The sequence below is a fragment of the Staphylococcus sp. SUC_1.2 genome, from assembly GCF_026222585.1.
Genome location: NZ_JANJPM010000001.1, coordinates 1 through 23,817, shown reverse-complemented (window position 1 = coordinate 23,817; position 23,817 = coordinate 1). Strand labels below are relative to the sequence as shown.

Here is a 23,817-nt window from a genome sequence, read left to right as displayed (position 1 = left end):
GATGACATAAGTTTAATAACTTAGTCATCTAACGCTTCTTTTATTCTATATCATAAGTTTCTTGTTTAATAGGTAGCCATAATTGTATTTTAGTGAACGGGTCCTCGAATGAGAGATCAAAAGGATAAATTTCAACATATAAGCTATTTTTTTCATAGGGTAGAGTAAGTTGTAAGCTGGATTCAATATAATACCAAGCTTCATTAACAGTATAATCCACTTGACCTTGCAAATTAAATTTTGCATAGTGTCGCCCTGGTAACAATCGGCTTTCTAAGTGAGCTGGATAACGTTCACTAGGTACGCCCACAAATAATTCTACACCTTCATCTAAAGGACATGTAATAACAAATAACTCATATGGACTTATATTATTATATCGTTTTAATTCTTTTATTTTACCATCTAAATATAAATCTTCTAAAAAGTCAGGAACTTTGTAAGGGTTAGATAGTTGATTAGCCTCAATATATTTTACATATCCAACTAAAGGTGTGTCTTTAGTCGTTTCTAGTCTGTAAGGGTATGGTGCTCTTTCTGTAGTTGTTAATTTAATATACAAGCGTTCATTCATTTTTAGTTCTTCTTTTTTAGTAGAAGCTTGAATAGGAGATATTCCATGAAAATCACTAAAATCATTTGCAAAGTCATTTGAACTTAAATAATTATAGCGTTTTGCTACATCAACTAATCTCGAAGAACTTTGTATCATTTCTTTAGCAGCTTCAGTCATTTTTCGAGAGTGAGCATAACTTTCAGGAGGTTGTCCAACAATCATTTTAAACGATTGATCAAGATGGTAAGGAGAGAGACCAACGTAATCACTTAAATCTTGCAAATTAAAAGGCTCTAATAAATGATCTTCTATATATACAATTGCCTGTTGTATCTGCTTGATAACGTCCAAAACTTTCACTCCAATAAATTTACAATCAATACTAATATTTTACATTATTTTATAAAAATATACATCAATAATATAAAATTAAATTAAATTTTTAAATGACTCTTTCAATATTCAATTTAAAAAGGACAAGACCTTATTTTCAATGAGTGAAAATAATATAATGTGTCTTATCCTTTATACATTTATCACATGAAACGTCTAGTATATCTGTTTATTGAATATCGTCCCACCAATGATTTCCGTCTCTGCTTAATAATAAATCACTTTCGATAGGGCCATTTGTCCCTGATTTATAGTTAGGGAAGTTTGGATCAATCATAGTCCAATGTTCTTGAATAGCGTCTACAAATTTCCATGTAGATTTAAGTTCTTCCCAATGTGTAAAGTTCGTTGCATCACCTTTAAGACAATCGAATAACAAGTTTTCATATGCATCTACTGTGTTCATTTTATCTTGTGCACTCATAGCATAAGACAGTTGAACAGGCTTTGTTTCGATACCTTGAATACTTTTCTTAGCATTTAAGTGTAATGAAATACCTTCATTAGGTTGAATATTAATAACTAATAAATTAGAATCTAGTAATCGATCCGTTTGATAATATAAATTCATAGGAACTTCTTTAAATTCTACAACAACTTGTATACATTTAGACTTCATACGCTTACCAGTACGAATGTAGAATGGTACACCAGCCCAACGGAAGTTATCGATAGTTAATCTTCCAGAAACAAAGGTTGGTGTATTGGAATCAGATGCAACACGATCTTCATCTCTATAAGCGATAACACGTTGGTCATTAATAGTTCCTTCTCCATATTGTCCACGCACAAAGTTTTGATTGACTTCTTCAGGTTTTAATTGTCTTAAAGATTTTAATACTTTCACCTTTTCAGCTCGAATATCTTCACTTTTAAGACTAATAGGTGCTTCCATTGCTAGTAATGCAACCATTTGTAACATATGGTTTTGTACCATATCTTTTAATGCACCGCTCGATTCATAATAACCTCCACGATCTTCAACACCTAGTATTTCTGAAGAAGTGATTTGTATATTAGAGATATACTTATTATTCCAAAGAGGTTCAAACATCGCATTAGCGAATCGTAGAACTTCGATATTTTGCACCATATCTTTACCAAGATAGTGATCAATTCTGTATATTTCTTCTTCTTTAAATGATTGTCGTAATTGATTATTTAATTTTTCAGCAGATTTAAAATCACTACCAAATGGTTTTTCAATTACAAGGCGTTTAAATCCTTTAGTTTCAGTTAAGCTAGAAGCTTTTAAATAATCAGAAATTGGTCCAAAGAATTGAGGTGCCATTGCTAAATAGAATAGGCGATTACCTTCTAATTTAAATGTATCATCAAGTTCATTAGAGAATGCTAATAATTCATGATAACTTTCTTCTTCATTGACATCATTTTTAAAATAAAAAACATGTTCTATGAATTCATCGAGTCGATCAGTATCTTTGACGTGCGTTTGAATAGATTGTTTAACTTGTTCACGGAAAAAGTCGTTAGTATAATCTCTTCGACCAACGCCAATAATGGCAATATGTTCATCTAAATTATCTTGTTGATATAAGTGGAATAAAGAAGGGAATAATTTTCTATGACTCAAATCTCCAGTTGCGCCAAATATAGTAATTAAACAAGGGATATGTTTAGTGTGTGTGTTCAAATTCAAAACCTCAATTCTTTAATTGCTATGATTAATTCATTATAAATTAAAACTGTTTTTCTTGATATGTTTTTGCCTAAAATTGTTGATAATATTTACAACATTAAACTAAATAACATACAATTTATTTTTTATAAGTTACATTATACCCTAAATTCTGATAAATTCATTTATTTTATTTCATATGATAACAAACTTATAGACGTATGATAAAATATATTGAAGAAAGAGGAGGCAAATGCATGGAAGTTACATTTTTTGGAACGAGTGCGGGTTTACCTACTAAAGATCGTAATACTCAAGCGATTGCTTTAAACCTAGAACCTTATTCAAATTCAATATGGTTATTCGATGTAGGAGAGGGGACTCAACATCAAATTTTGCATCACTCGATAAAATTAGGCAAAGTTGATCATATTTTTATCACGCATATGCATGGCGACCACATTTTTGGATTACCTGGATTATTAACAAGTCGTTCATTCCAAGGTGGAGAAGATAAGCCATTGACGTTAATAGGGCCAACAGGTTTGCAACAATTTATTGAAACCGCTTTGAAATTATCTGAATCTCATTTAAACTATCCTATTACATATATTGAAATTGATAATAATTTTACATATCATCATAATGGCTTTACAGTTTCATCAAGGTTATTAAATCATGGTATACCTTCATATGGTTATCGAATTGAGGCTCCTACAACACCAGGTACAATTGATGTAACTGCATTAAAGGCCATTGGACTAGAACCGGGTCCTAAATATCAAGAAGTAAAAATGTTTGATAAATTTGAATATAATAATCAAATTTATCTTTCTAAAGACTTTAAAGGTCCAGCCAAACCAGGACCTATTGTTACTATTTTTGGAGATACGAAACCATGTGATAACGAATATATACTTGCAGAAAATGCGGATATTATGATTCATGAAGCAACATATATTGACGGTGACAAAATTTTAGCAAATAACTATCATCATAGTCACATTGACGATGTATTTAGGTTAATTCATCAGTCTAATGTGAAGAAAAGTTTTATTACCCATCTAAGTAATCGATATAATTTAGAAGATATAGAAGAGATAAACCGTGCATTAAAAGAAATGAAAGATACACCAAATTTTGAGTTTGTTAAAGACTTTGATACATTCAAATTTTAAATAATAATAGCGTTTTAAATGCTACGTAAAAACTAAAAAATAGCTATAACGATATGTATGACTTAATTTTCGTTATAGTTATTTTTAATATTTATTACTCATCTTCACTTTTAGAAAGGGCGATACTTCTATGAACTGCAGCATCTAGACAGGCTTTAAAAATACTCTCAATATCATGTCGATCAAGTTCATTTAATCCAGCTTGTGTTGTGCCACCTTTAGAGGTAATATTTTTTCTAAGTTGTTCCATACTTAAATCCGATCGTTCAATCATCTTACTTGTTCCAATAATGAGATTCTTAATGGATTCTTCAACTTGTTTTTTTTCAAGACCTAATGATGTTCCTGCTTTAACATATTGTTCAAATACATGATATAAAAAAGCTGGTCCGCTTCCTGTAATAGCCGTCACTTGATGTAAATATTCTTCGTCAACTTCAATAACTGAGCCAAAAGCACTAATTAATTCTGTTACTTCATCTTTAGAATGAGGATCGAAATTACCAGAAAAACTAATACCTGTTACTGAATGACCTACCTGTGCATTTGTATTGGGCATAATTCTAGCAACGGGATTATTCGTTTCTAACTTTTCTCGGATATAATTTATCGATAAACCAGCCATAATAGATATAAAACGATGGTCTGATTGTATATGTGATTTAATACGTGATGCGACCGTTTCAAAATCATGAGGCTTAGTACCTAGAAAAACATAATCTGCATCTTTTAATAAAAATGCATCATCGTAACTATATTTTACTCCTAATTCTTTCGCAAATGATTTTAACGTATTTTCATTTGATTTATTTGTTAAATAAATATCGTTATGATTTAATATTTTAGAATCAATAATTCCTTTAAAAATGGCTTGTGCCATGTTACCAGCGCCATAAAATACTAACTTCATAAAACAGCACCATCCTTACCCTTAATTGATAAAACTATAGTAACATATTCAATATAATTATTATCAAAAATTAACTATACTTGTTAGATAGGAGAGAGTCATCCGTGATTGTAGGTAAACATTTCATCGTAACTGGAGGAACTAGTGGCTTAGGTTTAGAAATAACGAAAAAATTATTAAAAAAGGTGCATATATTACCCTCATTGTTCGTAGTACGGAGAAATTCGAAAATATTAATTTTAATCCGTACAAACATCGTGTTTCAATGATTAAATGTAATTTACAAGATACTTCACAAATAGATACTATTTCTAAATCCCTTTGTTATCCGATTGACGGAATTATTTATAGTGCAGGTTTAGGCTTTTTTAAATCAATACAATCTCATTCGTTAGAAGAAACCTTGGAGACTTATGATGTGAATGTGCTTGGTTTTATTACATTATTTAAAACTGTTAAACCATATTTAACAATGAATGCTTCTATAGTGGCTATTTCAAGTCAGGCAGCATTTGTAACGCAAGCGAACGCTGCATTTTATGGCTCATCTAAAGCTGCTTTAAATGGCGTATTAAATGCTCTAAGAATTGAGGAGCAAGGCTTTCATGTTATGACTGTTAATCCAGGTCCCATTAATACACCATTTCACAAAAAAGCAGATCCATCATTGAAGTACGCTAATAAATATGCATCACTAATGATAGATCCTAAAATACTCGCAGAAGATATCGTTAAAGGTATCATCACTCGTAAAGTAGAAATTAACAAGCCGCTATGGATGAATCCACTATTAAAACTTTACCAATTAGCTCCTAGAAAAATTGAAAAATATTTTACTTCATTGTTTAAAAATAAAATATAATTTAACCTAAAAAAATGATGAAGCATTCATCATAGATACTTCATCACTTGTACTTTACATCAACGATTGTTTATAAGAATTTATTAATTAATTACTCAAGATGCTGAGTATATTCTAAATCTTTCACGCGGTGACGTGCAGATTTAATTTGATCCAAACTTACTGTTTTATTAAAATTAGTAATATTATCTTTTAATTGTGAAACAGAACTTGCACCAACAATAATAGATCCTAATGCATCATGGGATTTTAAATATTCGAATGATAAAGCACTTAAATTACTTTCAACTTCCTTAACAGAAGCAATCGTTTCTCCTAATTCATGATAATTATAGTCAAAAATACCATCTGAGAATTTCTGATCAAGTACATTAACACTATTTGAAGTAAGTAACCCTTTAAACACGGGACCACGTGCTAAAACTTTTACGCCATGAGAATGAATGTGATTCAAAAGACGTTCTGGACGATTATCAATAAGATTAAATTGAGACATAATCGTTTCTATTTGACTGTGTTTTAAATAATACTCAATCACGTTAGGTCTAATAGAAGAAATTCCATAAGCTTTGATTACACCTTCTTTTTTCAGTTCATCGAATGCACTAATCGTCTCATCTAGGGGATCATCAATTGTACCACCGTGAAGTTGATAAAGATCTAACTGTTCTAAGCCTAAACGTTTTAAAGAACTTTTAACACTTTCTTTAATATATTTTTTTGAAGGATCCCAAGTAGTACTACCATCATTAAGCGGTCTATTTCCTACTTTTGTTCCTATAACAATATCATCTCTATTTTGATATTTCTTTAAAGACTTTCCAACAATGTCTTCATTGACACCTCTATCATAAATATCTGCGGTATCAAAATATGTGATACCATTTTCAATTGCACACTCAATGATTTCCTCTGCGTGATGGTATTCTGTGCCTAAACTCATACACCCTAAACCTAGTTCCGAAATTTCAATGCCACTTTTTAATATATTTTTTTGCATGAACAATCTCCTTCCGATACACTTTAGTTAACGCATTTATCTTATCAATTTATTAACTTAATGAAAAGGGACGTGGATATAATGGACTTTAATGAAAAAACTTTTGATAGAACAGTCATTTATAATGGTAAAATTATCGATCTAGAACTACACGATGTGGAGTTACCGGACGGGAAAACTTCCAAGAGAGAAATTATCAAGCATAATGGTGCTGTGGCAATTTGCGCTATTACTCCAGAAAAAGAAGTATTATTGGTTAAACAATATCGTAAACCTATTGAAAAACCCTTGTTAGAAATTCCAGCAGGTAAACTAGAAGAAGATGAAGAAAGAGAAGAAGCAGCTAAACGCGAATTAGAAGAAGAAACTGGCTACAAAGCTAATCATCTAACATTCATCACTCATATGTATGGTTCTCCAGGATTTTCAAATGAGAAACTAACCATTTATTTTACTGATAATTTAAGTGAAGGAGAATTGAATCTGGATGATGACGAATTTGTAGAATTGCATAAAATACACTTAGATGATATCCATGCACTTTTAGAAAATCATGAAATTGAAGATGCGAAAACAATGATTGCTTTACAATATGTATTATTAAATTATAATCATTCTAAATAAGACGTGATAACTACTTGATTTTTACTAAATTTATTGGTAATTTATTAATTGAAATAATTTAATTTAAAATGATTATAATTAATTGAGGAGTGATGCTCCCGTGGAAGAACGTCTAAATAGAGTAAAACAACAATTACAGCAATCTTCTTACAAATTAACGCCTCAACGCGAAGCAACAGTTCGTGTGTTAATTGAAAATGAAAAAGATCATCTAAGTGCTGAAGACGTATATTTAAAGGTAAAAGATAAAGCACCTGAAATTGGTTTAGCTACTGTTTATCGAACTTTAGAACTACTTGCTGAATTAAAAGTAGTAGATAAAATTAATTTTGGTGATGGCGTAGCACGATTTGATTTGAGAAAAGAAGGTGCTAAACATTTTCATCATCACTTAGTTTGTATGGAATGTGGTAAGGTAGAGGAAATTCATGAAGATTTATTACCAAAAGTGGAAGAACGTGTTGAATCAGAATATCAATTTAAAATTTTGGATCATCGCTTAACATTTCACGGTATATGTTCAGAATGTCAAGCTAAAGGTAAATAATAAGTTAAACCTAATAAAGTGTTGTATCAACTTTATATGCAAATGCCTAGAAGAGCTTTTCAAGATAAAAAAAGTGATATGTAATAATTAATCGATAGAAGGTGTGAAATTAGGAATCAACTTTGAATTCTATTTCATACCTTTTTTATATAAACAGAGGTGTAATATGAATACGATTATTGAAGAATTCTTAAAATTTATTCAAATTGAAAAGGGATTGAGTGACAATACTATCGGCGCATATCGACGCGATTTAGCTAAATATGAAGAGTACATGAAAGAACATAAAATTGCTCATATCGATTTTATTGATCGCCAAGTCATACAAGAATGCTTAGGATATTTAATAGACCAAGGTGCTTCAGCTAAATCAATGGCGCGTTTTATCTCTACAATTCGCAATTTTCATCAATTTGCACTTAGAGAAAAATATGCCGCTAAAGATCCAACAGTCTTAATTGAGACTCCGAAATATGAGAAGAAGTTACCCGATGTTTTAGAAGTTGAGGAAGTACTTCAACTTTTAGAAACACCGGACTTAAATAAGAAAAATGGGTATCGTGATCGTACAATATTAGAATTATTATATGCGACTGGCATGCGTGTTTCGGAACTGATACAAATTAATATTGAGGATATAAATCTTATTATGGGATTTGTTAGAGTATTTGGTAAAGGTAATAAAGAACGAATTATACCATTAGGAGACACTGTGATTGAATTTCTAGATACGTATTTAGAAAAGGTACGTCCTCAACTTTTGAAAAAGACTATTACGAATGTATTATTTTTAAATATGCACGGTAGACCTTTAACTAGACAAGGAATATGGAAAATGATTAAACAATATGGTTTGAAGGCCAATATTAATAAAACTTTAACCCCTCATACGTTGAGACATTCATTTGCTACACATCTTTTAGAAAATGGGGCAGATCTAAGAGCAGTTCAAGAAATGCTTGGTCATTCAGATATTTCAACGACACAACTTTATACACATGTGTCTAAATCCCAAATAAGACAAATGTATAATCAATTTCATCCTAGAGCTTAAAATAAAAGAAAGAAAAGTGAATGATTTAACTTTTCTTTCTTTTATTTTTAAGTGCTTTTTTTCTAGTTGCAATGATATCGCTTCTATCTCTTAGACGATGACAATGAACAATCATGTCATCATTGTTAATTTGTTTCTTATATTCATAATTAGGATATAAATTGATAAGTTCCCTTTCTATTGAAGATGTAATTGGCAACTGTATTGGTTGAAATGTCTGATCATGTTTCACTTTTTCTATTTGATTTTGAATCAATAAAGTAAATTCATTGACCTTTAAACCTAGTGTATCCTTATCCTTTGCATGCTTAAATGTATATAACGCTTTTTTAAAGCTTTTTAATGCACCTAACTTATTACATCGTCTATAGTGATACATGGCAGTTGAAAATAGTATTAAACTCACTATAGCATCTTTCTTAGAAAAATTAGGGTTAGACTTCCATAATTCTTCTAAAATATCATGACATAAAAAATAATGTTGGTGTGTATGAAATTGATAGTAGAATTGACTTAATGCTTTATTCATGAATACTCCCCCTTAATTTAATTCTAATATATATTCATGCTATAATATTTAGGTGAATTATGCACAATTTAGATTTTATAATACAAGGAAGTTAATTTATGTACGAAGTTAAATTAGATGCTTTTAATGGCCCATTAGATTTACTTCTTCATTTAATTCATAAATATGAAATAGATATTTATGATATACCAATGAAAGCTTTAACTGAACAATATATGCAATATGTTCATGCAATGAAAGAAGTTGAAATTAATATTGCAAGTGAATATTTAGTGATGGCTTCAGAATTATTAATGATAAAAAGTAGATTATTATTGCCACAACAAGAAACTGAAAATGACTTAGAAGAAGATCCTCGTGAGGACCTTGTAGGTCGTTTAATCGAATATCAAAATTATAAAGAATATTCTTTACTATTAACAGAATTAAAAAAAGAACGAGAATTATATTATACTAAATCACCAGCTGATTTATCTCACTTGGAAAAAGAAACGCATTGGGACAAAAATCAAACGATTGATTTGACTCAACTGATTGTTGCATACCAAAGAGTAAAAAATAGAGTAGCATTAAATACACCAAAAGCAGTTGAAATTTCAAAAGATACTTTTACAATTCAACAAGCTACTGAAGTGGTTGCTAAACATTTAGAGAAACAAACAGCATTTAACTTCTTTAGTTTATTTAACTTTAATGAACCTGTGAGTAAAGTCGTTACACATTTCTTAGCAATATTAGAAATGGCTAAAGCAGGTCTTATTAATATAGAACAGTCAAATAACTTTGAAGACATCAATATCATTAGAGGAGTGAACTATGCGATTGGATAACCTTGGAATTATAGAGTCCTTATTATTTACTGTAGGCGATGAAGGACTGGAAGCACGTCAGCTTGCAGATATTTTAAAAATGGATTTAGATGAACTTGATCAATTAATTTCGACGTATCATTCAAAAGGTCTTGAAATACAAAGATATGGTTCCATTTATATGTTAACCTCCAAAAAAGAGTGTGCACCTTTTATCGAAGTACTAGTGAAGCAAAAAGCAAACATGAAATTATCTCAAGCTGCTATGGAGACACTATCAATTATTGCTTATAATCAACCATTAACTAGAAGTGATATCGAAATAACAAGAGGTATCAATTCTGATGGTGCAGTGAGAACATTAATTGCTAGAGGACTTATTGAAGCAAAAGACATGGAGAATTCGCGGAGTCATTTACTCATGACTACTGATTTATTTTTAAATGTTTTTGGAATGAAATCAATAGAAGAATTACCATCTACTGAAGAAGATAACGAAGAGATTGAGACTTTCTTTAGTACACTTACAGATCAAAAGGAGAAATAAAATGAATAAAGATTTAGAAAGACTTCAAAAACGAATTGCTAACAGTGGATATACCTCTCGAAGAAAGGCAGAAACTTTAATCACTGAAGGTAAAGTGAAAGTAAATGGTCAAGTAGTTACAGAACTTGGAACGAAAGTTAAATCTTCAGACACTGTTGAAGTTGAAGGAATTAAAATTGAGCAAGAAGATAAAATTTATATTCTTTTCTATAAACCAACGCAAGTTATTACTAGTGTTTCAGATGATAGAGGTAGAACGGTTGTAACAGATTATTTTAAAGATTTAGAAGCAAGAATTTATCCAGTTGGACGATTAGACTATGATACTTCAGGGTTATTATTACTTACAAATGATGGTGAATTTACTAATCTAATGACTCATCCCAGATATCATATTCAAAAAAAATATGTTGCAAAATTAAAAGGGTATTTAATGAGAGAAGAAGTTAAAGCATTAGAACAAGGAATTGAATTAGAGGATGGTTTTACACAACCTGCTCAAGTTAAAATAAAAAATCAAAATAAAGAAAAAAATACGACACTGGTTGAAATAACTATTAGCGAAGGTAGAAATAGACAAGTTAGACGTATGTTCGAACATTTTAATCACACCGTCGATAAATTAATACGAATCGAATTTGGAAATCTTAATTTAAAAGGATTAAATGCAGGTGAAGGTAGAGTATTAACACCTCATGAGGTGAAAATATTAAGACATATGGCTGAAAATGGTAATTAATTCGAAATAACTTAACAATACAAAGTATTTTCTCAATTACAATGTGTATTCTTTTTTTATTTATTCACTGTAATAATAAATCATAGGTTCTACATTAAAAAAGATATTTTGATATTTTTTTCACAAAGTCAATTGAATAGAAAGCTTTAATATAGTGAATATGCTATAATTAAAACGGTATAGCGCATGTGTAGGAGGTATATTGTAATGACGAATGAAATATTAATTGTAGACGATGAAGATAGAATCAGAAGATTATTAAAACTTTACTTAGAAAGAGAATCGTTTACTATCCATGAAGCAAGTGATGGTAAAGAAGCATATGAACTTGCTATGGAAAATGACTATGCGTGCATTCTTTTAGATTTAATGTTGCCTGAAATGGATGGTATTGAAATGTCGTCAAAATTACGTGAGCATAAAGATACGCCTATTATTATGCTTACAGCTAAGGGCGAAGAAACTAATCGTGTGGAAGGGTTCGAATCAGGTGCAGATGATTATATAGTGAAGCCTTTCTCTCCCCGAGAAGTCGTATTAAGAGTGAAAGCATTACTACGTAGAACTCAAACATCTAAACCAGAACAAAGCGAACCACATGCAAGAGATGTCATTGAGTTTAATCATCTTATTATCGATAATGATGCGCATCGTGTATTAGCGGATCAACAACAAGTGAATTTAACTCCAAAAGAATATGAGTTATTAATATACTTAGCAAAAACACCTAATAAAGTATTTGATCGTGAACAACTATTAAAAGAAGTTTGGCATTATGAATTTTATGGTGATTTAAGAACTGTAGACACACATGTTAAACGATTAAGAGAAAAATTAAATCGAGTTTCTGAAGAAGCAGCACATATGATTCAAACCGTTTGGGGTGTCGGTTACAAATTTGAGGTCAATACAAATGATGAATCGTCTAAATAGTGTTGTTATAAAACTGTGGTTAACTATAATATTTATAGTAACGACAGTTTTAATTTTATTAAGTGCAGCATTAATTACATTTATTCAATATTATTACACCCAACAAACAGAAAATGCTATAAGAGAAGATGCTTCAAGGATTAGTCATCTTGTTGAAAAAGCTGATAACAAGTCACTTGCCATACAACATAGTCAGGCATTAATTGATGGTACAGGTGGCGTTATTATTATGTCTAATAAAAATATGTCAGCAGAAAAATCTTATAATCTGATTAAAAAAAGAATGTTAAAAGAAATTCAAAACAACGACAACTTTAATAAAGTATTTAATACAGGGAAATCTGCCACACAAAATGTCACAATAAGTGAAAAAGGGGCCTCTCATTCTTATATTCTTTTAGGATACCCGATGCAATCTCAAGATCGTAAACATGCTAAGTTTAGTGGCGTATTTATATATCAAGATTTAAAAACAATTGAAGATACTAATAATGCAATTACCATTATTATTTTAATTACTGCTATTGTATTTTTTATTGTTTCAACGATTTTTGCGTTCTTTTTATCTAATCGTATCACTAAACCACTTAGAAAATTAAGTACACAGGCAATCAATGTATCAAATGGAGATTACTCTCAAAAAACAACAGTAAATACAAAAGATGAAATTGGTGAACTTTCTTATACTTTTAATAATATGAGTCATAAAATTCAAGAACACATTGAAGCTTTATCTACTCAAAAAAATATTCGTGATCGTTTATTTAATTCTATGATTGAAGGTGTAGTGGGTTTAAATGATAAAAGTGAAATTATTTTATCTAACAAAATGGCAGACCAAATACTACCGACAATTGATGAATCTATTTATTCAGAAATTAAAAATCAAATTAATGCCACTTTTCATTCAAAAGGCACAGAGTTTAATGAATATGCAATAAACTCTAAGTATTATGTATTTATAATGAGTTATATTGATCGTATTCAACAAGATGGTCGTAGTGGAATTGTAATCATCATAAGAGATATGACAAATGAACATAATCTTGATCAAATGAAAAAAGATTTTATCGCAAACGTATCCCATGAACTCCGTACACCGATTTCGTTATTACAAGGTTATACTGAATCGATAGTTGATGGCATTGTAACAGAACCTAACGAAATCAAAGAATCACTATCAATTGTATTAGATGAAACAAAACGACTTAATCGCCTTGTCAACGAGCTTTTAAATGTTGCAAGAATGGATGCGGAAGGATTAACCATTAATAAAGAAATACAGCCCATAATGCCATTATTACGCAAAATACAACTTAAATACCGTCAACAAGCACAAGATTTAGAACTAAACATAGACTTGTTACCAAATATTAATGAAGATGATTTATGGAATTACGATGCTGATCGAATTGATCAAGTACTCACAAACTTAATTGATAATGCAACACGCTATACACACCCTGGAGATTCAATTACGATTACTGCTAATAAAGATAGTCAGTATCAAATTTTAAATATAAACGACACAGGTAGCGGTATTGCTCTTGAACATCTTGATCATGTATTTGATCGTTTTTATAAAGTAGAAGCTTCTAGAACTAGGGGTAAACAAGGAACTGGTTTAGGATTATTTATTAGTAAGATGATTATTCAAGAGCATGGCGGAATTATTTCTGTAGAAAGTACAGTGAATAAAGGCACAACCTTTATTATTAAATTACCTAAACCTTCTATAGATTCTAAATAATTAACTTTCAACAAAATAGGATTAAATATCCAAATTTTTTGAGATTATGTTCTTCAAAGTTAAAGATAAAACTTTGAAGAGCATTTTTATATCTATAGTTTTTTAAATATAATATTTCATGTCATATTAATTTAAAATCAGTCGATGAAACTGATGAAACATATCTCTCATTTTTATAAATAAACAGACACATTGCAATGAAAGATTTATTCGTGTAATATAAATTTTAAATGATAAATTCAATAATTCATCTTCGGGGTAGGGTGTAATTCCCAACCGGCAGTAATTTGAGCCTGCGACCCGCTTCAATAAAAGTGGCTGATTCAGTGTAAATCTGAAGCCGACAGTATAGTCTGGATGGGAGAAGGTGGAGGTTTTTTGTTGTGTAAACGTATCCTCCAATTCTTAGTAAGATGAATGGAAGGAGAAAACTGAATATGCAACAAAATAAACGTTTAATTACCATAAGTATGTTGAGTGCAATTGCATTCATATTAACATTTTTGAAATTTCCGTTACCATTTTTGCCTCCATACTTAACATTAGATTTTAGTGATGTACCGACTTTATTAGCTACTTTTATTTTTGGTCCTTTATCTGGTCTTCTTGTAGCATTAATTAAAAATATATTAAATTTCTTATTTAATATTGGCGATCCTGTTGGGCCTGTGGCAAATTTTTTAGCTGGAGCTAGTTTTTTACTAACAGCTTATTTTGTTAGTCATCGTAAACAATATTCATCTCGTCGTTCACTAATTATAGGATTAGTTGCCGGTACTATTGCAATGACTATCGTTTTAAGTATTTTAAATTATTTTGTCTTACTACCTTTATATGGTATGATATTTAATCTTGGTGATGTGTTTACTAATTTAAAAGTAATCATTTTATCTGGTATTATTCCTTTTAATATTATTAAAGGATGTGTCATATCGATCATTTTTATCTTGCTATATCGCCGTTTAAAAAAAGTATTGAAATAAAATTAAAACCTCCGATGACTTCTAAGTAGGAATCATTGGAGGTTTTATATTATAATTATGGTAATACAATTTTATTTACAGATTTATTCAAATTTTAAGGCATCTCCATCAAAAGGCTCTTCTTCAATTTTAATTGAATCAGTTGGACAGCCTTCAAGAGCATCTTCCATATCTTCATATAATTCTTCTGGTACTTCTGCAGTACCTTGATTATCGTCAAGGATTACGAAAGCAATACCTTCGTCATCATAATCGTAAATATCTGGTGCAGCAGCGCCACAAGCACCACAAGCAATACATGTATCCATATCAACGATTGTGTACTTTGCCATTTTATTCGCCTCCTTTGATAAAAATGCTACACTAGTCATAATAAATAATTTTATTATATTCTAGATATAAAAGTTCTATAAAAGAGGAGTTCACTCATGCAAGAAATGATTAGTTATGTTAAACATCACTCATTCAATTATAAAACTAATAAAAGTATATATAATATTTTAAGTGGAAAAAAGTCACATCAAACGTTTTTTGATGCGAGCTCTCAACAACTTTTATCATTATATCATAGTTTACCTAAATTAAAATATCAGACATTTGAACGACTTTTGAATAAAAATGATATAAAAGAATTAAATATCAAGGTGCATCCTCGGTTCACTTATGACAGTCTTAATAATACTTTTAAATGTATTCAATTATTAATTCAGACGATATCTCAATATCTCCATCATCAACTTAAATTCGTACCAATGAACCAACAAGTTATTATTCAAAATAAAGTTAAAAAGATTTATGGAACTATTATTAAAAATGATTTAATAAAAGATTTTGAAAATGAAGTGACTGATTTATTTCAAGCAATCAGTTTAAATAATAATAATAAGTGCTACCTTCATTATTATTTGCATGGTTATGATGAGCCTATGTATACAAGACAACAGGTAAGTTTGATTGAGAATATTTCTATTTCAAAATTATATACATTAGAATTGAATAATTTAGTCACCTTAGGAAGTGAAATTGAAAATAAACAACGTTATCCTATATTGTCTGAATGTATTATTCTTTCATCATTATTAAATAAAACATCTATTACTCAACAATATCTTCATCAAGGTTTGAGTTTAAATGAAATTGCAATTGCACAGAATGTTAAACTCAATACAATAGAAGATCATATTTTAGAATTATTTATTAAAGGCTATGAGAAAAATTACGAAAATTACGTAGAGAAAAAAGATGTTTTTCAATTTACTCAATACTATACAGAGCATAAAGGAGAAAGATTAAAAATATATAAACAAGAGTTTGACCATTTATCATACTTTGAAATTAAACTCATGATTGTTGGGATAGAAAGAGGTGAAATCAATGTTAGAGAACAATCTTAAACAATGGTTTGGACATGAAAGTTTTCACCCAGGTCAGAAAGAAGTTATAGAAAGTGTGTTACAAGGCAATCATACACTTGGTGTTTTGCCAACAGGTAGTGGGAAAAGTCTGTGTTACCAATTTCCAACTTATATGCAACAAAAACCTACTCTTATTATTTCACCGCTAATTTCTTTAATGGACGATCAAGTGATACAACTTAAATCTCAAGGTGAACGAAAGGTTGTATGTATTCATTCAGGTATGGATGAACAAGAAAAGAAGGAAAATATCAATTTATTAAATCAAAGTCGTTTTATATTTCTAAGTCCTGAATTTATTCTTCAATCTCATCATTTCAATTTAATTAAAAACATCCCATTTGGTTTAGTAGTATTAGATGAAGCGCATTGCTTATCAGAATGGGGATATGATTTCAGACCGCATTACGCACTTATCGGTCAAATCACTCATCATTTTAAATTAGCGACTATTTTAGCATTAACTGCTACTGCACCGCCACATTTAACAAGTGATTTAGAACATATTTTAAAAGTTAAATTAAACACTATACAAACTACTATGAATCGTAAAAATATTTCGTTATCACATTTTAATTTCAAGGATGACGACGAAAAAATAGAATGGTTATTGAAATTTATTGAATCTTCAGGTCCCACAATTATTTATGTATCATCTAAGAAAATATGCTTACAACTCGCAAAACTCATTTATCAACATGGATATTTAACTGGTATTTATCATGGGGATTTAACTTATCAAGAACGTCAAACTGTTCAAAATCAATTTATTAATAATTTTATTCCAGTTATTGTAGCTACTAGTGCTTTTGGAATGGGGGTTAATAAAAAAGACATTCGGACTGTGATTCATTTTCATTTATCATCTAGTCCTTCAAATTATTTACAAGAAATTGGAAGAGCTGGGAGAGATGGAAAACAAAGTCAAGCGATTAGTCTATATCAACCAGACGATGCTTATATTCTAGAGACGTTACTATTTAATGATGCTATCGTAACAGAAGATGTCGAAACTTTTGAGCTAGGCGCATTCCTTCCACCTAATAAAGAAGAAATTTTAACAGTATTACACCAAAATTATACATTTAAAGAATTGAAACACATTTTTAAAACCTCATATATACGTAAACAAGCTGGTTATCAAAGAATTATAGGTTATACTCGTATAGATCAATGTAGAAGAAAATTTTTATTGGAATTTTTTGGAGAATCTCCTAATCAACCTAATGAATGTTGTGACAATGATTCAGATTTAAGTAAAATTGAGTGTTACAACAGAAAAAAAGTTAAAAGACAATTTACTTTCAATGAAAAAATTAAAAATTTATTTAGAGTTTAGTGACTTTACTTTACTAAAATATTTTATACAGGATATAATTAAATTACATAGTGATTTATAAGAAATTTAAAAATGATACATATTTATGCATTACTTGGGTATAAATAATGTGACAATTAAAATAAGAAAAAGAGAGGATGTTGACTATGTCTAGAGATAATTTTAAGGATGATTTTGAAAAAAATCGACAATCGATAGATTCAAACGATCAATTCGATCGTGTAAATAATGAAACTAACGATGAAATAGACAATTTTAACAATGAAACCGATCAACAGTTTCCACCAAGAAATGCACAAAGACGACAAAGAAGAAGAAACCAATCTTCTAGTCGTAACAAAAAATTTAATGATCAGGTTAATGATTATGAAGAAGGTTCATTAGATGACCGTTATGATGAGGAGACATTTGACAAAGTACATAACGATAATAATTCTCATCATAATCACGAGAATGATGAGAATAATCAACGTTCCGATGTAGATGAGCGTTATGATGAACATAATCGTCATTCTAATCATCGTCTTGAGGACGATAGTTATGAAAATGATGATAATAGTGATGATAGAATGAATAGTGATCATCGTCGTCATCGTGATTTTGATCAAGATAACGATAGACATGAAGCTCATCATTCAAAAATCGGAAAAGACGCAACAATTGCTGGAGGAGCTGCTGCTACAGGAGCTGTTGGAGCAAAAGCATCACGTAATAAAAAACGTAAAAATAATCGTCATGATGATGAAAATTATAGAGATAATGAAAATAGAAGCGTTCAACATAACAGCGAAGATAATAATGAACTAGATAATAAACATCACAGAAAAAAAGGTAATAAAGGCAAAAAAGCTGCTGCAGTTGGTGCTGGCACAGCTGGAGCAGGTGCTGCTGGTGCTGCCGCTTCTAAACATAAACAACATGATGAACATAACAATCTAAATCATCATGATGCTGATAAACATCGTGAATACGAAGATAATGATGGTTTCCAAGCACATAACGGTAATAAAAAACGTGGTTTAATGGGAATTTTACTTCCACTCATAGCTTTATTACTTATTTTAGCTGCTCTAGCTATTTTTATTGGCATGTATCTTAACAATGACCATAAAGAAAAAAACAATAACACTGCAGATAATAAAACAGAACAAACTGAGAACAAAGATAACGCTAAAGACAAAGCTACAAATGAAAAAGACCAATCAAATGAAAAAGTAGCAACAAAAGAAGATAAATCAAGCGAATCAGATAATAGCACTAAAAAAGATAGTAATGAGTCAAATGAAGTAGCTACAACAGAAAACAGTACATCAAACAATAATAATGATAAAAATTCTACTGAAAGTGCAACATCTGAAAATGATAACAATAAATCAAATGTATATAACAATTCATCAAGTTCAGACAATAACTCAAATTCTCAATCAACTCAAAATAGCACACAATCAAGTAATAGTGCTGGCCAACAAACTCACGTAGTATCTGGTAATGATAATTTATATCGTATTGCAATTCAATACTATGGTGAAGGTACAGTTGAAAATGTAAATAAATTAAAACGAGCTAACGGCTTAACTAGTAATAATATTGTAAATGGTCAAAAATTAGTTATTCCTCAATAATATCTGAATGTATTAAAAAAGGTACACCTAAAATGGTGTATCTTTTTTATGTTCATTTGAAGATAAGTAAATAACAATGTAAATATTTTTATTTAGAAATATATCTGTAAACTGATATAATATGTTAGTGATTAAAGGAGGCCATTAAACATGCAAACAATTGAAAGTATTATTATTGGTGGAGGCCCATGTGGTTTAAGTGCAGCAATTGAGCAAAAGAAAAAAGGCATAGAAACACTAGTAATTGAAAAAGGTAACATTGTAGATGCCATTTATCATTATCCTACGCATCAAACTTTTTTCTCTTCTAGCGATAAATTAAGTATTGGAGATGTGCCATTTATTGTAGAGGAAAGTAAACCTCGTCGTAACCAAGCACTTGTCTATTATAGAGAAGTAGTAAGATTTCATCAGTTGAATGTACATCCTTTTGAGGAAGTATTAACAGTTAAAAAAATTGGAAATAAATTTACAATTACAACAACTAAAGACGTGTATGAATGTAAATTTTTAACAGTTGCGACTGGTTATTATGGTCAACATAATACTTTAGATGTTAAAGGTGCGGATTTATCTAAGGTTAAACATTACTTTAAAGAAGCACATCCATACTTCAATCAAGATGTCGTGGTTATTGGAGGTAAGAATTCTGCAGTAGATGCAGCTTTGGAATTGGAAAAGGCTGGGGCAAATGTGACTGTATTGTATCGTGGAGATCGATATTCAGCAGCAATTAAACCTTGGATTTTGCCAAACTTTGAATCTTTAGTTAACCATGAAAAAATCGATATGGAATTTGATGCAAATGTTACTGAAATCACTCAACATTCAGTAACTTATGAAAAAAATGGTGAAACAGTAACAATACCAAATGACTTTGTTTTTGCAATGATTGGTTATCATCCAGACTATGAGTTTTTACAATCTATTGGTATAGATATTCATACTAATGAATTTGGAACAGCTCCAATTTATAATAAAGAAACGTATGAAACAAATGTGGAAAACTGTTATATTGCTGGTGTTATAGCAGCTGGTAATGATAATAATTCAATTTTCATTGAAAACGGTAAATATCATGGTGGCATTATCGCTCAAAGTATTTTAAGAAAAAAACAAACTCCACTAGAAAGTTAAATTTCATTTATTTTAATTAAAAGAGAGAAACAATGAGTGCATCATCATTGTTTCTCTCTTTTTTAAGTTTCAAAGTATTCTTTCAATTCCTTATGATTCATATGGTTACTTAAACCAATTAAAAGTTTTAATCTTGCTTTAGGGCCATTTAATCCGTTAGAAAAAATAAGACCCTCTTCAGCTAATCGAAAACCTCCACCTTCATAATCATATACTGGACTTACAATGCCATTAAATGAGCGAGACACGAGTACGATAGGAATATCTTTTTTGACACATGATTCAATACCTTTCAAACAACTTGGAGGTAAGTTACCTTGGCCTAACGCTTCAATAATTATACCTTGAACGTTTTGTTGAGCATAAAATTCTAAAACATCCTTAGTCATTCCCATATACGCTTTAATTAATGGCACATTTAAACTTTCATCTATTCTTGGAAATACTTTTTGTCGATATGGACGATTATAAAATTGAACACGATCTTTAGTTAAGATACCTAAAGGGCCTTGATTAGGACTCTGAAAGGTATTGATATTCGAGGTATGTGTTTTAGTAACATTTCTCGCAGTATGTATTTCGTCATTAAATACGATCATCACGCCTTTATCAGAAGCTTCTAATGAAGTTGCAACTCTAATTGCTGAGATAAAGTTATATAGCCCATCTGAACCAATCTCGTTTGATGAACGCATTGCACCTGTTATAACAATAGGTTGACTTATATCGATTGTTAAATCGAGCAAATAAGCTGTTTCTTCTAACGTATCTGTGCCATGTGTAATCACACATCCATCATAATGATTCTTAGAAAATTCCTTCATAATAATATCTTTTAACTTTATGACATGAGAAAGTGTGATATGTGGTGATGGCACATTAAAGGGACTTATTTCATATACATTTGCATATTGATCTATGATGTTTTTATGCAATGAAATAGGATTGATATCATTTGTAACGACCTGATTGAGTTGATTTTGAGACATACTAATTGTTCCACCTGTATGAATAACAAGTATCTTTTTCATTAAACTCCTCCTATTTTTAAAATATATATTTATGATAAAATAATACAGATAAAACAACAAGAAAGGAAAAATGTTATGAATCCAATTAATATTGCATTAGATGGTCCTGCTGCTGCTGGGAAAAGTACAATTGCAAGACAAGTAGCTAGTAAATTATCAATGATTTATGTCGATACTGGTGCAATGTATCGTGCAATAACGTATAAATATTTAAAGCAAGATGCTCCTGAAGATTTTCAAAATTTAATTAATCATACTTCTTTAGAATTAACTTACAATCCATCAAAAGGCCAACGAATTATTTTAGATAACGAGGATGTGACAGACTATTTAAGAGAAAATGATGTCACACAACATGTTTCATATGTTGCATCAAAAGAACCTGTACGCACCTACGCCGTACAAAAACAAAAAGAATTAGCAATAAAAAAAGGAATTGTTATGGACGGTAGAGATATTGGTACCATCGTTCTTCCAGATGCTGAGTTAAAAGTATATATGATTGCCTCTGTAGATGAAAGAGCGGAAAGAAGACAAAAAGAGAATGAATTACGTGGCATTCCTTCCACTTTAAATCAATTAAAAAAAGAGATTGAAGAAAGAGATCATTACGATATGAATCGTGATATTTCACCTTTAAGAAAAGCGGAAGATGCTATAACAGTGGATACAACGAGTAAAACTATAGAAGACGTAACTGAAGAAATATTAAAGTTAGTAGAGAATCTGTAATTTTCATACATAGCTATTTAATTTAATTCGTCAAATGACTAAAGTATAAGCGAATTATTTTAAATAGCTATTTTAGTTATATATAATTAATTATGAAAATATAAACAATAAATTTTCTTAGTCTTATATTCAATCATAAGTTTCGATTTTCATCGATATTAATAAATATATTTTTCTATTGCTTAATATTAAATAATTTTAAAAAATGATATATTTTTTAAAAACTTATGAAACTAAAGGGGTATTTCTTGACAATTCCTCGTGTTTATAAGATGTTATAGTTATGTAGTGTATAAGGAGGCAAACATGATGACTGAAGAATTCAATGAATCAATGATTAATGATATTAAAGAAGGTGACAAAGTCACTGGAAAAGTTCAACAAGTTGAAGATAAACAAGTAGTAGTTCATATTGATGGGGCTAAATATAATGGAATTATTCCAATTAGCCAACTTTCAACTCATCACATTGAAAATCCAAGTGAGATTATTTCAGAGGGTGATGAAATTGAAGCATATGTAACCAAAATTGAAATTGACGAAGAAAATGAATCAGGCGCTTACATTTTATCAAAACGTCAACTTGAAACCGAAAAATCATATGAATATTTACAAGAAAAGCTTGATAATGACGAAGTAATCGAAGCTAAAGTTACTGAAGTAGTTAAAGGTGGCTTAGTTGTGGATGTGGGCCAAAGAGGATTCGTTCCTGCGTCACTCATTTCAACTGATTTCATTGAAGATTTCTCTGTATTTGAAGGACAAACCATTCGTCTTAAAGTAGAAGAATTAGATCCTGAAAATAATAGAGTCATTTTAAGCCGTAAAGCAGTTGAACAAGCTGAAAATGACGTTAAAAAAGCATCGTTATTAGATTCACTTAATGAAGGAGACGTTATCAAAGGGAAAGTTGCTCGTCTTACTAACTTTGGTGCTTTTGTAGATATTGGTGGCGTTGATGGATTAGTTCACGTATCAGAATTATCACATGAGCATGTTCAATCTCCTGAAGACGTGGTAAGCGTTGGACAAGAAGTGGACGTTAAAGTTAAATCTGTTGAAAAAGATTCTGAACGTATTTCTTTATCTATTAAAGATACTTTACCAACTCCATTCGAAAATATTAAAGGTAAATTCCACGAAAACGACGTTATCGAAGGTAAAGTAATTCGCTTGGCTAACTTTGGCGCTTTTGTGGAAATTGCTCCTGGTGTTCAAGGACTTGTACACATTTCAGAAATTGCTCATAAACATATTGGTACACCAAGTGAAGTGTTAGAACCAGGACAACAAGTGAGCGTTAAAATTTTAGGTATTGATGAAGAAAATGAGCGTATTTCTTTATCTATTAAAGCTACATTACCAAATGAAGATGTGATTGAAAGTGACGAAGCTACAACTCAATCATATTTATCTAATGAAACAGATGAAGACAATCCAACTTTAGGTGACGTTTTTGGTGATAAATTTAAAAACTTAAAATTCTAA

At 30.2% G+C, this 23,817-nt stretch carries 23 protein-coding genes, 1 pseudogene and 1 riboswitch; of the genes and pseudogenes, 17 read left to right on the top strand and 7 right to left on the bottom strand.

Translation table 11 applies throughout. From position 1 onward, the window contains the following. Positions 1–40: 40 nt before the first annotated feature. Together NR218_RS00120 and zwf are read right to left on the bottom strand one after the other, a co-directional pair. On the bottom strand, positions 41–907 hold the full coding sequence (locus tag NR218_RS00120; protein WP_002449782.1) for an AraC family transcriptional regulator: 867 nt from the start codon (positions 905–907) through the stop codon (positions 41–43). A 211-nt stretch (positions 908–1,118) separates the two neighbouring features. Beyond that, positions 1,119–2,603: a glucose-6-phosphate dehydrogenase gene (zwf, locus tag NR218_RS00115; RefSeq protein ID WP_070436448.1), complete on the bottom strand. Its 1,485-nt coding sequence runs from the start codon at positions 2,601–2,603 to the stop codon at positions 1,119–1,121. A 242-nt stretch (positions 2,604–2,845) separates the two neighbouring features. Between zwf and rnz the strand changes: the two genes are divergently transcribed. Further along, the gene (rnz, locus tag NR218_RS00110; RefSeq protein WP_019835224.1) at positions 2,846–3,766 is read left to right on the top strand and encodes a ribonuclease Z; all 921 of its coding nucleotides are present in this window, start codon (positions 2,846–2,848) and stop codon (positions 3,764–3,766) included. Between the two features lie 94 nt (positions 3,767–3,860). Here the strand turns inward: rnz and proC are convergent, their stop codons facing one another. Beyond that, on the bottom strand, positions 3,861–4,676 hold the full coding sequence (gene proC / locus NR218_RS00105) for a pyrroline-5-carboxylate reductase (protein WP_017176269.1): 816 nt from the start codon (positions 4,674–4,676) through the stop codon (positions 3,861–3,863). Positions 4,677–4,780: 104 nt separating this feature from the next. On the opposite strand from proC, the pseudogene NR218_RS00100 reads away from it, so the two are divergent. Then, positions 4,781–5,538: pseudogene (locus NR218_RS00100) on the top strand (SDR family NAD(P)-dependent oxidoreductase). A 91-nt stretch (positions 5,539–5,629) separates the two neighbouring features. On the opposite strand, the gene NR218_RS00095 reads toward NR218_RS00100, so the two are convergent. Continuing rightward, on the bottom strand, positions 5,630–6,538 hold the full coding sequence (locus NR218_RS00095) for an aldo/keto reductase (RefSeq protein WP_002449875.1): 909 nt from the start codon (positions 6,536–6,538) through the stop codon (positions 5,630–5,632). An 81-nt stretch (positions 6,539–6,619) separates the two neighbouring features. Here NR218_RS00095 and NR218_RS00090 point away from each other — a divergent pair, with 81 nt between their 5' ends. The 3 genes from NR218_RS00090 (at position 6,620) to xerD (ending at position 8,763) form a co-directional block, all read left to right on the top strand. Next, positions 6,620–7,162: an NUDIX domain-containing protein gene (locus NR218_RS00090; protein WP_002449742.1), complete on the top strand. Its 543-nt coding sequence runs from the start codon at positions 6,620–6,622 to the stop codon at positions 7,160–7,162. A gap of 100 nt (positions 7,163–7,262) precedes the next feature. Further along, positions 7,263–7,709, top strand: coding sequence for a Fur family transcriptional regulator (locus NR218_RS00085; RefSeq protein ID WP_002449777.1), 447 nt, complete (start codon positions 7,263–7,265; stop codon positions 7,707–7,709). Positions 7,710–7,875: 166 nt separating this feature from the next. Next, the gene (gene xerD, locus NR218_RS00080) at positions 7,876–8,763 is read left to right on the top strand and encodes a site-specific tyrosine recombinase XerD (protein WP_002449900.1); all 888 of its coding nucleotides are present in this window, start codon (positions 7,876–7,878) and stop codon (positions 8,761–8,763) included. Positions 8,764–8,788: 25 nt separating this feature from the next. On the opposite strand, the gene NR218_RS00075 is transcribed toward xerD, so the two are convergent. Next, positions 8,789–9,292, bottom strand: a complete 504-nt coding sequence (locus tag NR218_RS00075) for a DUF309 domain-containing protein (RefSeq protein ID WP_019835225.1) — start codon at positions 9,290–9,292, stop codon at positions 8,789–8,791. Positions 9,293–9,390: 98 nt separating this feature from the next. Between NR218_RS00075 and NR218_RS00070 the strand changes: the two genes are divergently transcribed. The 6 genes from NR218_RS00070 to NR218_RS00045 all read left to right on the top strand — a co-directional run bounded on the left by NR218_RS00070 (position 9,391) and on the right by NR218_RS00045 (position 15,053). Next, on the top strand, positions 9,391–10,122 hold the full coding sequence (locus NR218_RS00070; RefSeq protein WP_019835226.1) for a segregation and condensation protein A: 732 nt from the start codon (positions 9,391–9,393) through the stop codon (positions 10,120–10,122). Further along, positions 10,115–10,648, top strand: coding sequence for an SMC-Scp complex subunit ScpB (gene scpB / locus NR218_RS00065; protein ID WP_025987178.1), 534 nt, complete (start codon positions 10,115–10,117; stop codon positions 10,646–10,648). Before NR218_RS00070 ends, scpB begins: the two co-directional genes overlap by 8 nt. A gap of 1 nt (position 10,649) precedes the next feature. Next, positions 10,650–11,387 carry a pseudouridine synthase gene (locus tag NR218_RS00060; protein WP_017176278.1) on the top strand — a complete coding sequence of 246 codons (738 nt, stop codon included), beginning with the start codon at positions 10,650–10,652 and terminating at the stop codon, positions 11,385–11,387. 207 nt (positions 11,388–11,594) lie between these two features. Further along, positions 11,595–12,320 (top strand): response regulator, encoded by a 726-nt coding sequence (locus tag NR218_RS00055; protein ID WP_002449874.1) that lies wholly within the window; start codon positions 11,595–11,597, stop codon positions 12,318–12,320. After that, positions 12,304–14,070: an ATP-binding protein gene (locus tag NR218_RS00050; RefSeq protein ID WP_270671344.1), complete on the top strand. Its 1,767-nt coding sequence runs from the start codon at positions 12,304–12,306 to the stop codon at positions 14,068–14,070. Before NR218_RS00055 ends, NR218_RS00050 begins: the two co-directional genes overlap by 17 nt. Positions 14,071–14,315: 245 nt before the next feature. Next, positions 14,316–14,443, top strand: a riboswitch (FMN riboswitch). Positions 14,444–14,507: 64 nt separating this feature from the next. Next, positions 14,508–15,053 (top strand): ECF transporter S component, encoded by a 546-nt coding sequence (locus NR218_RS00045; RefSeq protein ID WP_002449844.1) that lies wholly within the window; start codon positions 14,508–14,510, stop codon positions 15,051–15,053. Between the two features lie 83 nt (positions 15,054–15,136). Here NR218_RS00045 and NR218_RS00040 read toward each other — a convergent pair whose 3' ends face one another. After that, complete coding sequence (locus NR218_RS00040) at positions 15,137–15,385, bottom strand: ferredoxin (RefSeq protein ID WP_002449743.1); 249 nt, start codon at positions 15,383–15,385, stop codon at positions 15,137–15,139. A 96-nt stretch (positions 15,386–15,481) separates the two neighbouring features. Between NR218_RS00040 and NR218_RS00035 the strand changes: the two genes are divergently transcribed. The 4 genes from NR218_RS00035 (at position 15,482) to ypdA (ending at position 20,566) form a co-directional block, all read left to right on the top strand. Beyond that, positions 15,482–16,447, top strand: a complete 966-nt coding sequence (locus NR218_RS00035; protein ID WP_002455317.1) for a helix-turn-helix domain-containing protein — start codon at positions 15,482–15,484, stop codon at positions 16,445–16,447. Continuing rightward, positions 16,428–17,807 carry a RecQ family ATP-dependent DNA helicase gene (locus NR218_RS00030; RefSeq protein WP_019835228.1) on the top strand — a complete coding sequence of 460 codons (1,380 nt, stop codon included), beginning with the start codon at positions 16,428–16,430 and terminating at the stop codon, positions 17,805–17,807. Before NR218_RS00035 ends, NR218_RS00030 begins: the two co-directional genes overlap by 20 nt. A gap of 146 nt (positions 17,808–17,953) precedes the next feature. Next, a complete protein-coding gene (gene ebpS / locus NR218_RS00025) occupies positions 17,954–19,429 on the top strand; it encodes an elastin-binding protein EbpS (protein ID WP_019835229.1) in 1,476 nt (491 codons plus the stop codon). A gap of 150 nt (positions 19,430–19,579) precedes the next feature. Then, entirely contained in the window at positions 19,580–20,566 is a 987-nt protein-coding gene (gene ypdA, locus NR218_RS00020) for a bacillithiol disulfide reductase YpdA (RefSeq protein ID WP_019835230.1), read from the top strand. 62 nt (positions 20,567–20,628) lie between these two features. Here ypdA and NR218_RS00015 read toward each other — a convergent pair whose 3' ends face one another. Continuing rightward, on the bottom strand, positions 20,629–21,597 hold the full coding sequence (locus tag NR218_RS00015) for an asparaginase (protein ID WP_019835231.1): 969 nt from the start codon (positions 21,595–21,597) through the stop codon (positions 20,629–20,631). A gap of 75 nt (positions 21,598–21,672) precedes the next feature. Between NR218_RS00015 and cmk the strand changes: the two genes are divergently transcribed. After that, a complete protein-coding gene (gene cmk / locus NR218_RS00010) occupies positions 21,673–22,329 on the top strand; it encodes a (d)CMP kinase (protein ID WP_019835232.1) in 657 nt (218 codons plus the stop codon). 309 nt (positions 22,330–22,638) lie between these two features. Next, positions 22,639–23,817 carry a 30S ribosomal protein S1 gene (gene rpsA / locus NR218_RS00005; protein WP_049336186.1) on the top strand — a complete coding sequence of 393 codons (1,179 nt, stop codon included), beginning with the start codon at positions 22,639–22,641 and terminating at the stop codon, positions 23,815–23,817.

Coding starts and splice junctions, on each gene's coding strand:
- rnz (WP_019835224.1), top strand. CDS start 2,846: ATGGAAGTTACATTTTTTGGAACGAGTGCGGGTTTACCTACTAAAGAT.
- proC (WP_017176269.1), bottom strand. CDS start 4,676: ATGAAGTTAGTATTTTATGGCGCTGGTAACATGGCACAAGCCATTTTT.
- NR218_RS00095 (WP_002449875.1), bottom strand. CDS start 6,538: ATGCAAAAAAATATATTAAAAAGTGGCATTGAAATTTCGGAACTAGGT.
- NR218_RS00090 (WP_002449742.1), top strand. CDS start 6,620: ATGGACTTTAATGAAAAAACTTTTGATAGAACAGTCATTTATAATGGT.
- xerD (WP_002449900.1), top strand. CDS start 7,876: ATGAATACGATTATTGAAGAATTCTTAAAATTTATTCAAATTGAAAAG.
- NR218_RS00075 (WP_019835225.1), bottom strand. CDS start 9,292: ATGAATAAAGCATTAAGTCAATTCTACTATCAATTTCATACACACCAA.
- NR218_RS00070 (WP_019835226.1), top strand. CDS start 9,391: ATGTACGAAGTTAAATTAGATGCTTTTAATGGCCCATTAGATTTACTT.
- NR218_RS00060 (WP_017176278.1), top strand. CDS start 10,650: ATGAATAAAGATTTAGAAAGACTTCAAAAACGAATTGCTAACAGTGGA.
- NR218_RS00055 (WP_002449874.1), top strand. CDS start 11,595: ATGACGAATGAAATATTAATTGTAGACGATGAAGATAGAATCAGAAGA.
- NR218_RS00050 (WP_270671344.1), top strand. CDS start 12,304: ATGAATCGTCTAAATAGTGTTGTTATAAAACTGTGGTTAACTATAATA.
- NR218_RS00045 (WP_002449844.1), top strand. CDS start 14,508: ATGCAACAAAATAAACGTTTAATTACCATAAGTATGTTGAGTGCAATT.
- NR218_RS00040 (WP_002449743.1), bottom strand. CDS start 15,385: ATGGCAAAGTACACAATCGTTGATATGGATACATGTATTGCTTGTGGT.
- NR218_RS00035 (WP_002455317.1), top strand. CDS start 15,482: ATGCAAGAAATGATTAGTTATGTTAAACATCACTCATTCAATTATAAA.
- NR218_RS00030 (WP_019835228.1), top strand. CDS start 16,428: ATGTTAGAGAACAATCTTAAACAATGGTTTGGACATGAAAGTTTTCAC.
- ebpS (WP_019835229.1), top strand. CDS start 17,954: ATGTCTAGAGATAATTTTAAGGATGATTTTGAAAAAAATCGACAATCG.
- ypdA (WP_019835230.1), top strand. CDS start 19,580: ATGCAAACAATTGAAAGTATTATTATTGGTGGAGGCCCATGTGGTTTA.
- NR218_RS00015 (WP_019835231.1), bottom strand. CDS start 21,597: ATGAAAAAGATACTTGTTATTCATACAGGTGGAACAATTAGTATGTCT.
- cmk (WP_019835232.1), top strand. CDS start 21,673: ATGAATCCAATTAATATTGCATTAGATGGTCCTGCTGCTGCTGGGAAA.
- rpsA (WP_049336186.1), top strand. CDS start 22,639: ATGACTGAAGAATTCAATGAATCAATGATTAATGATATTAAAGAAGGT.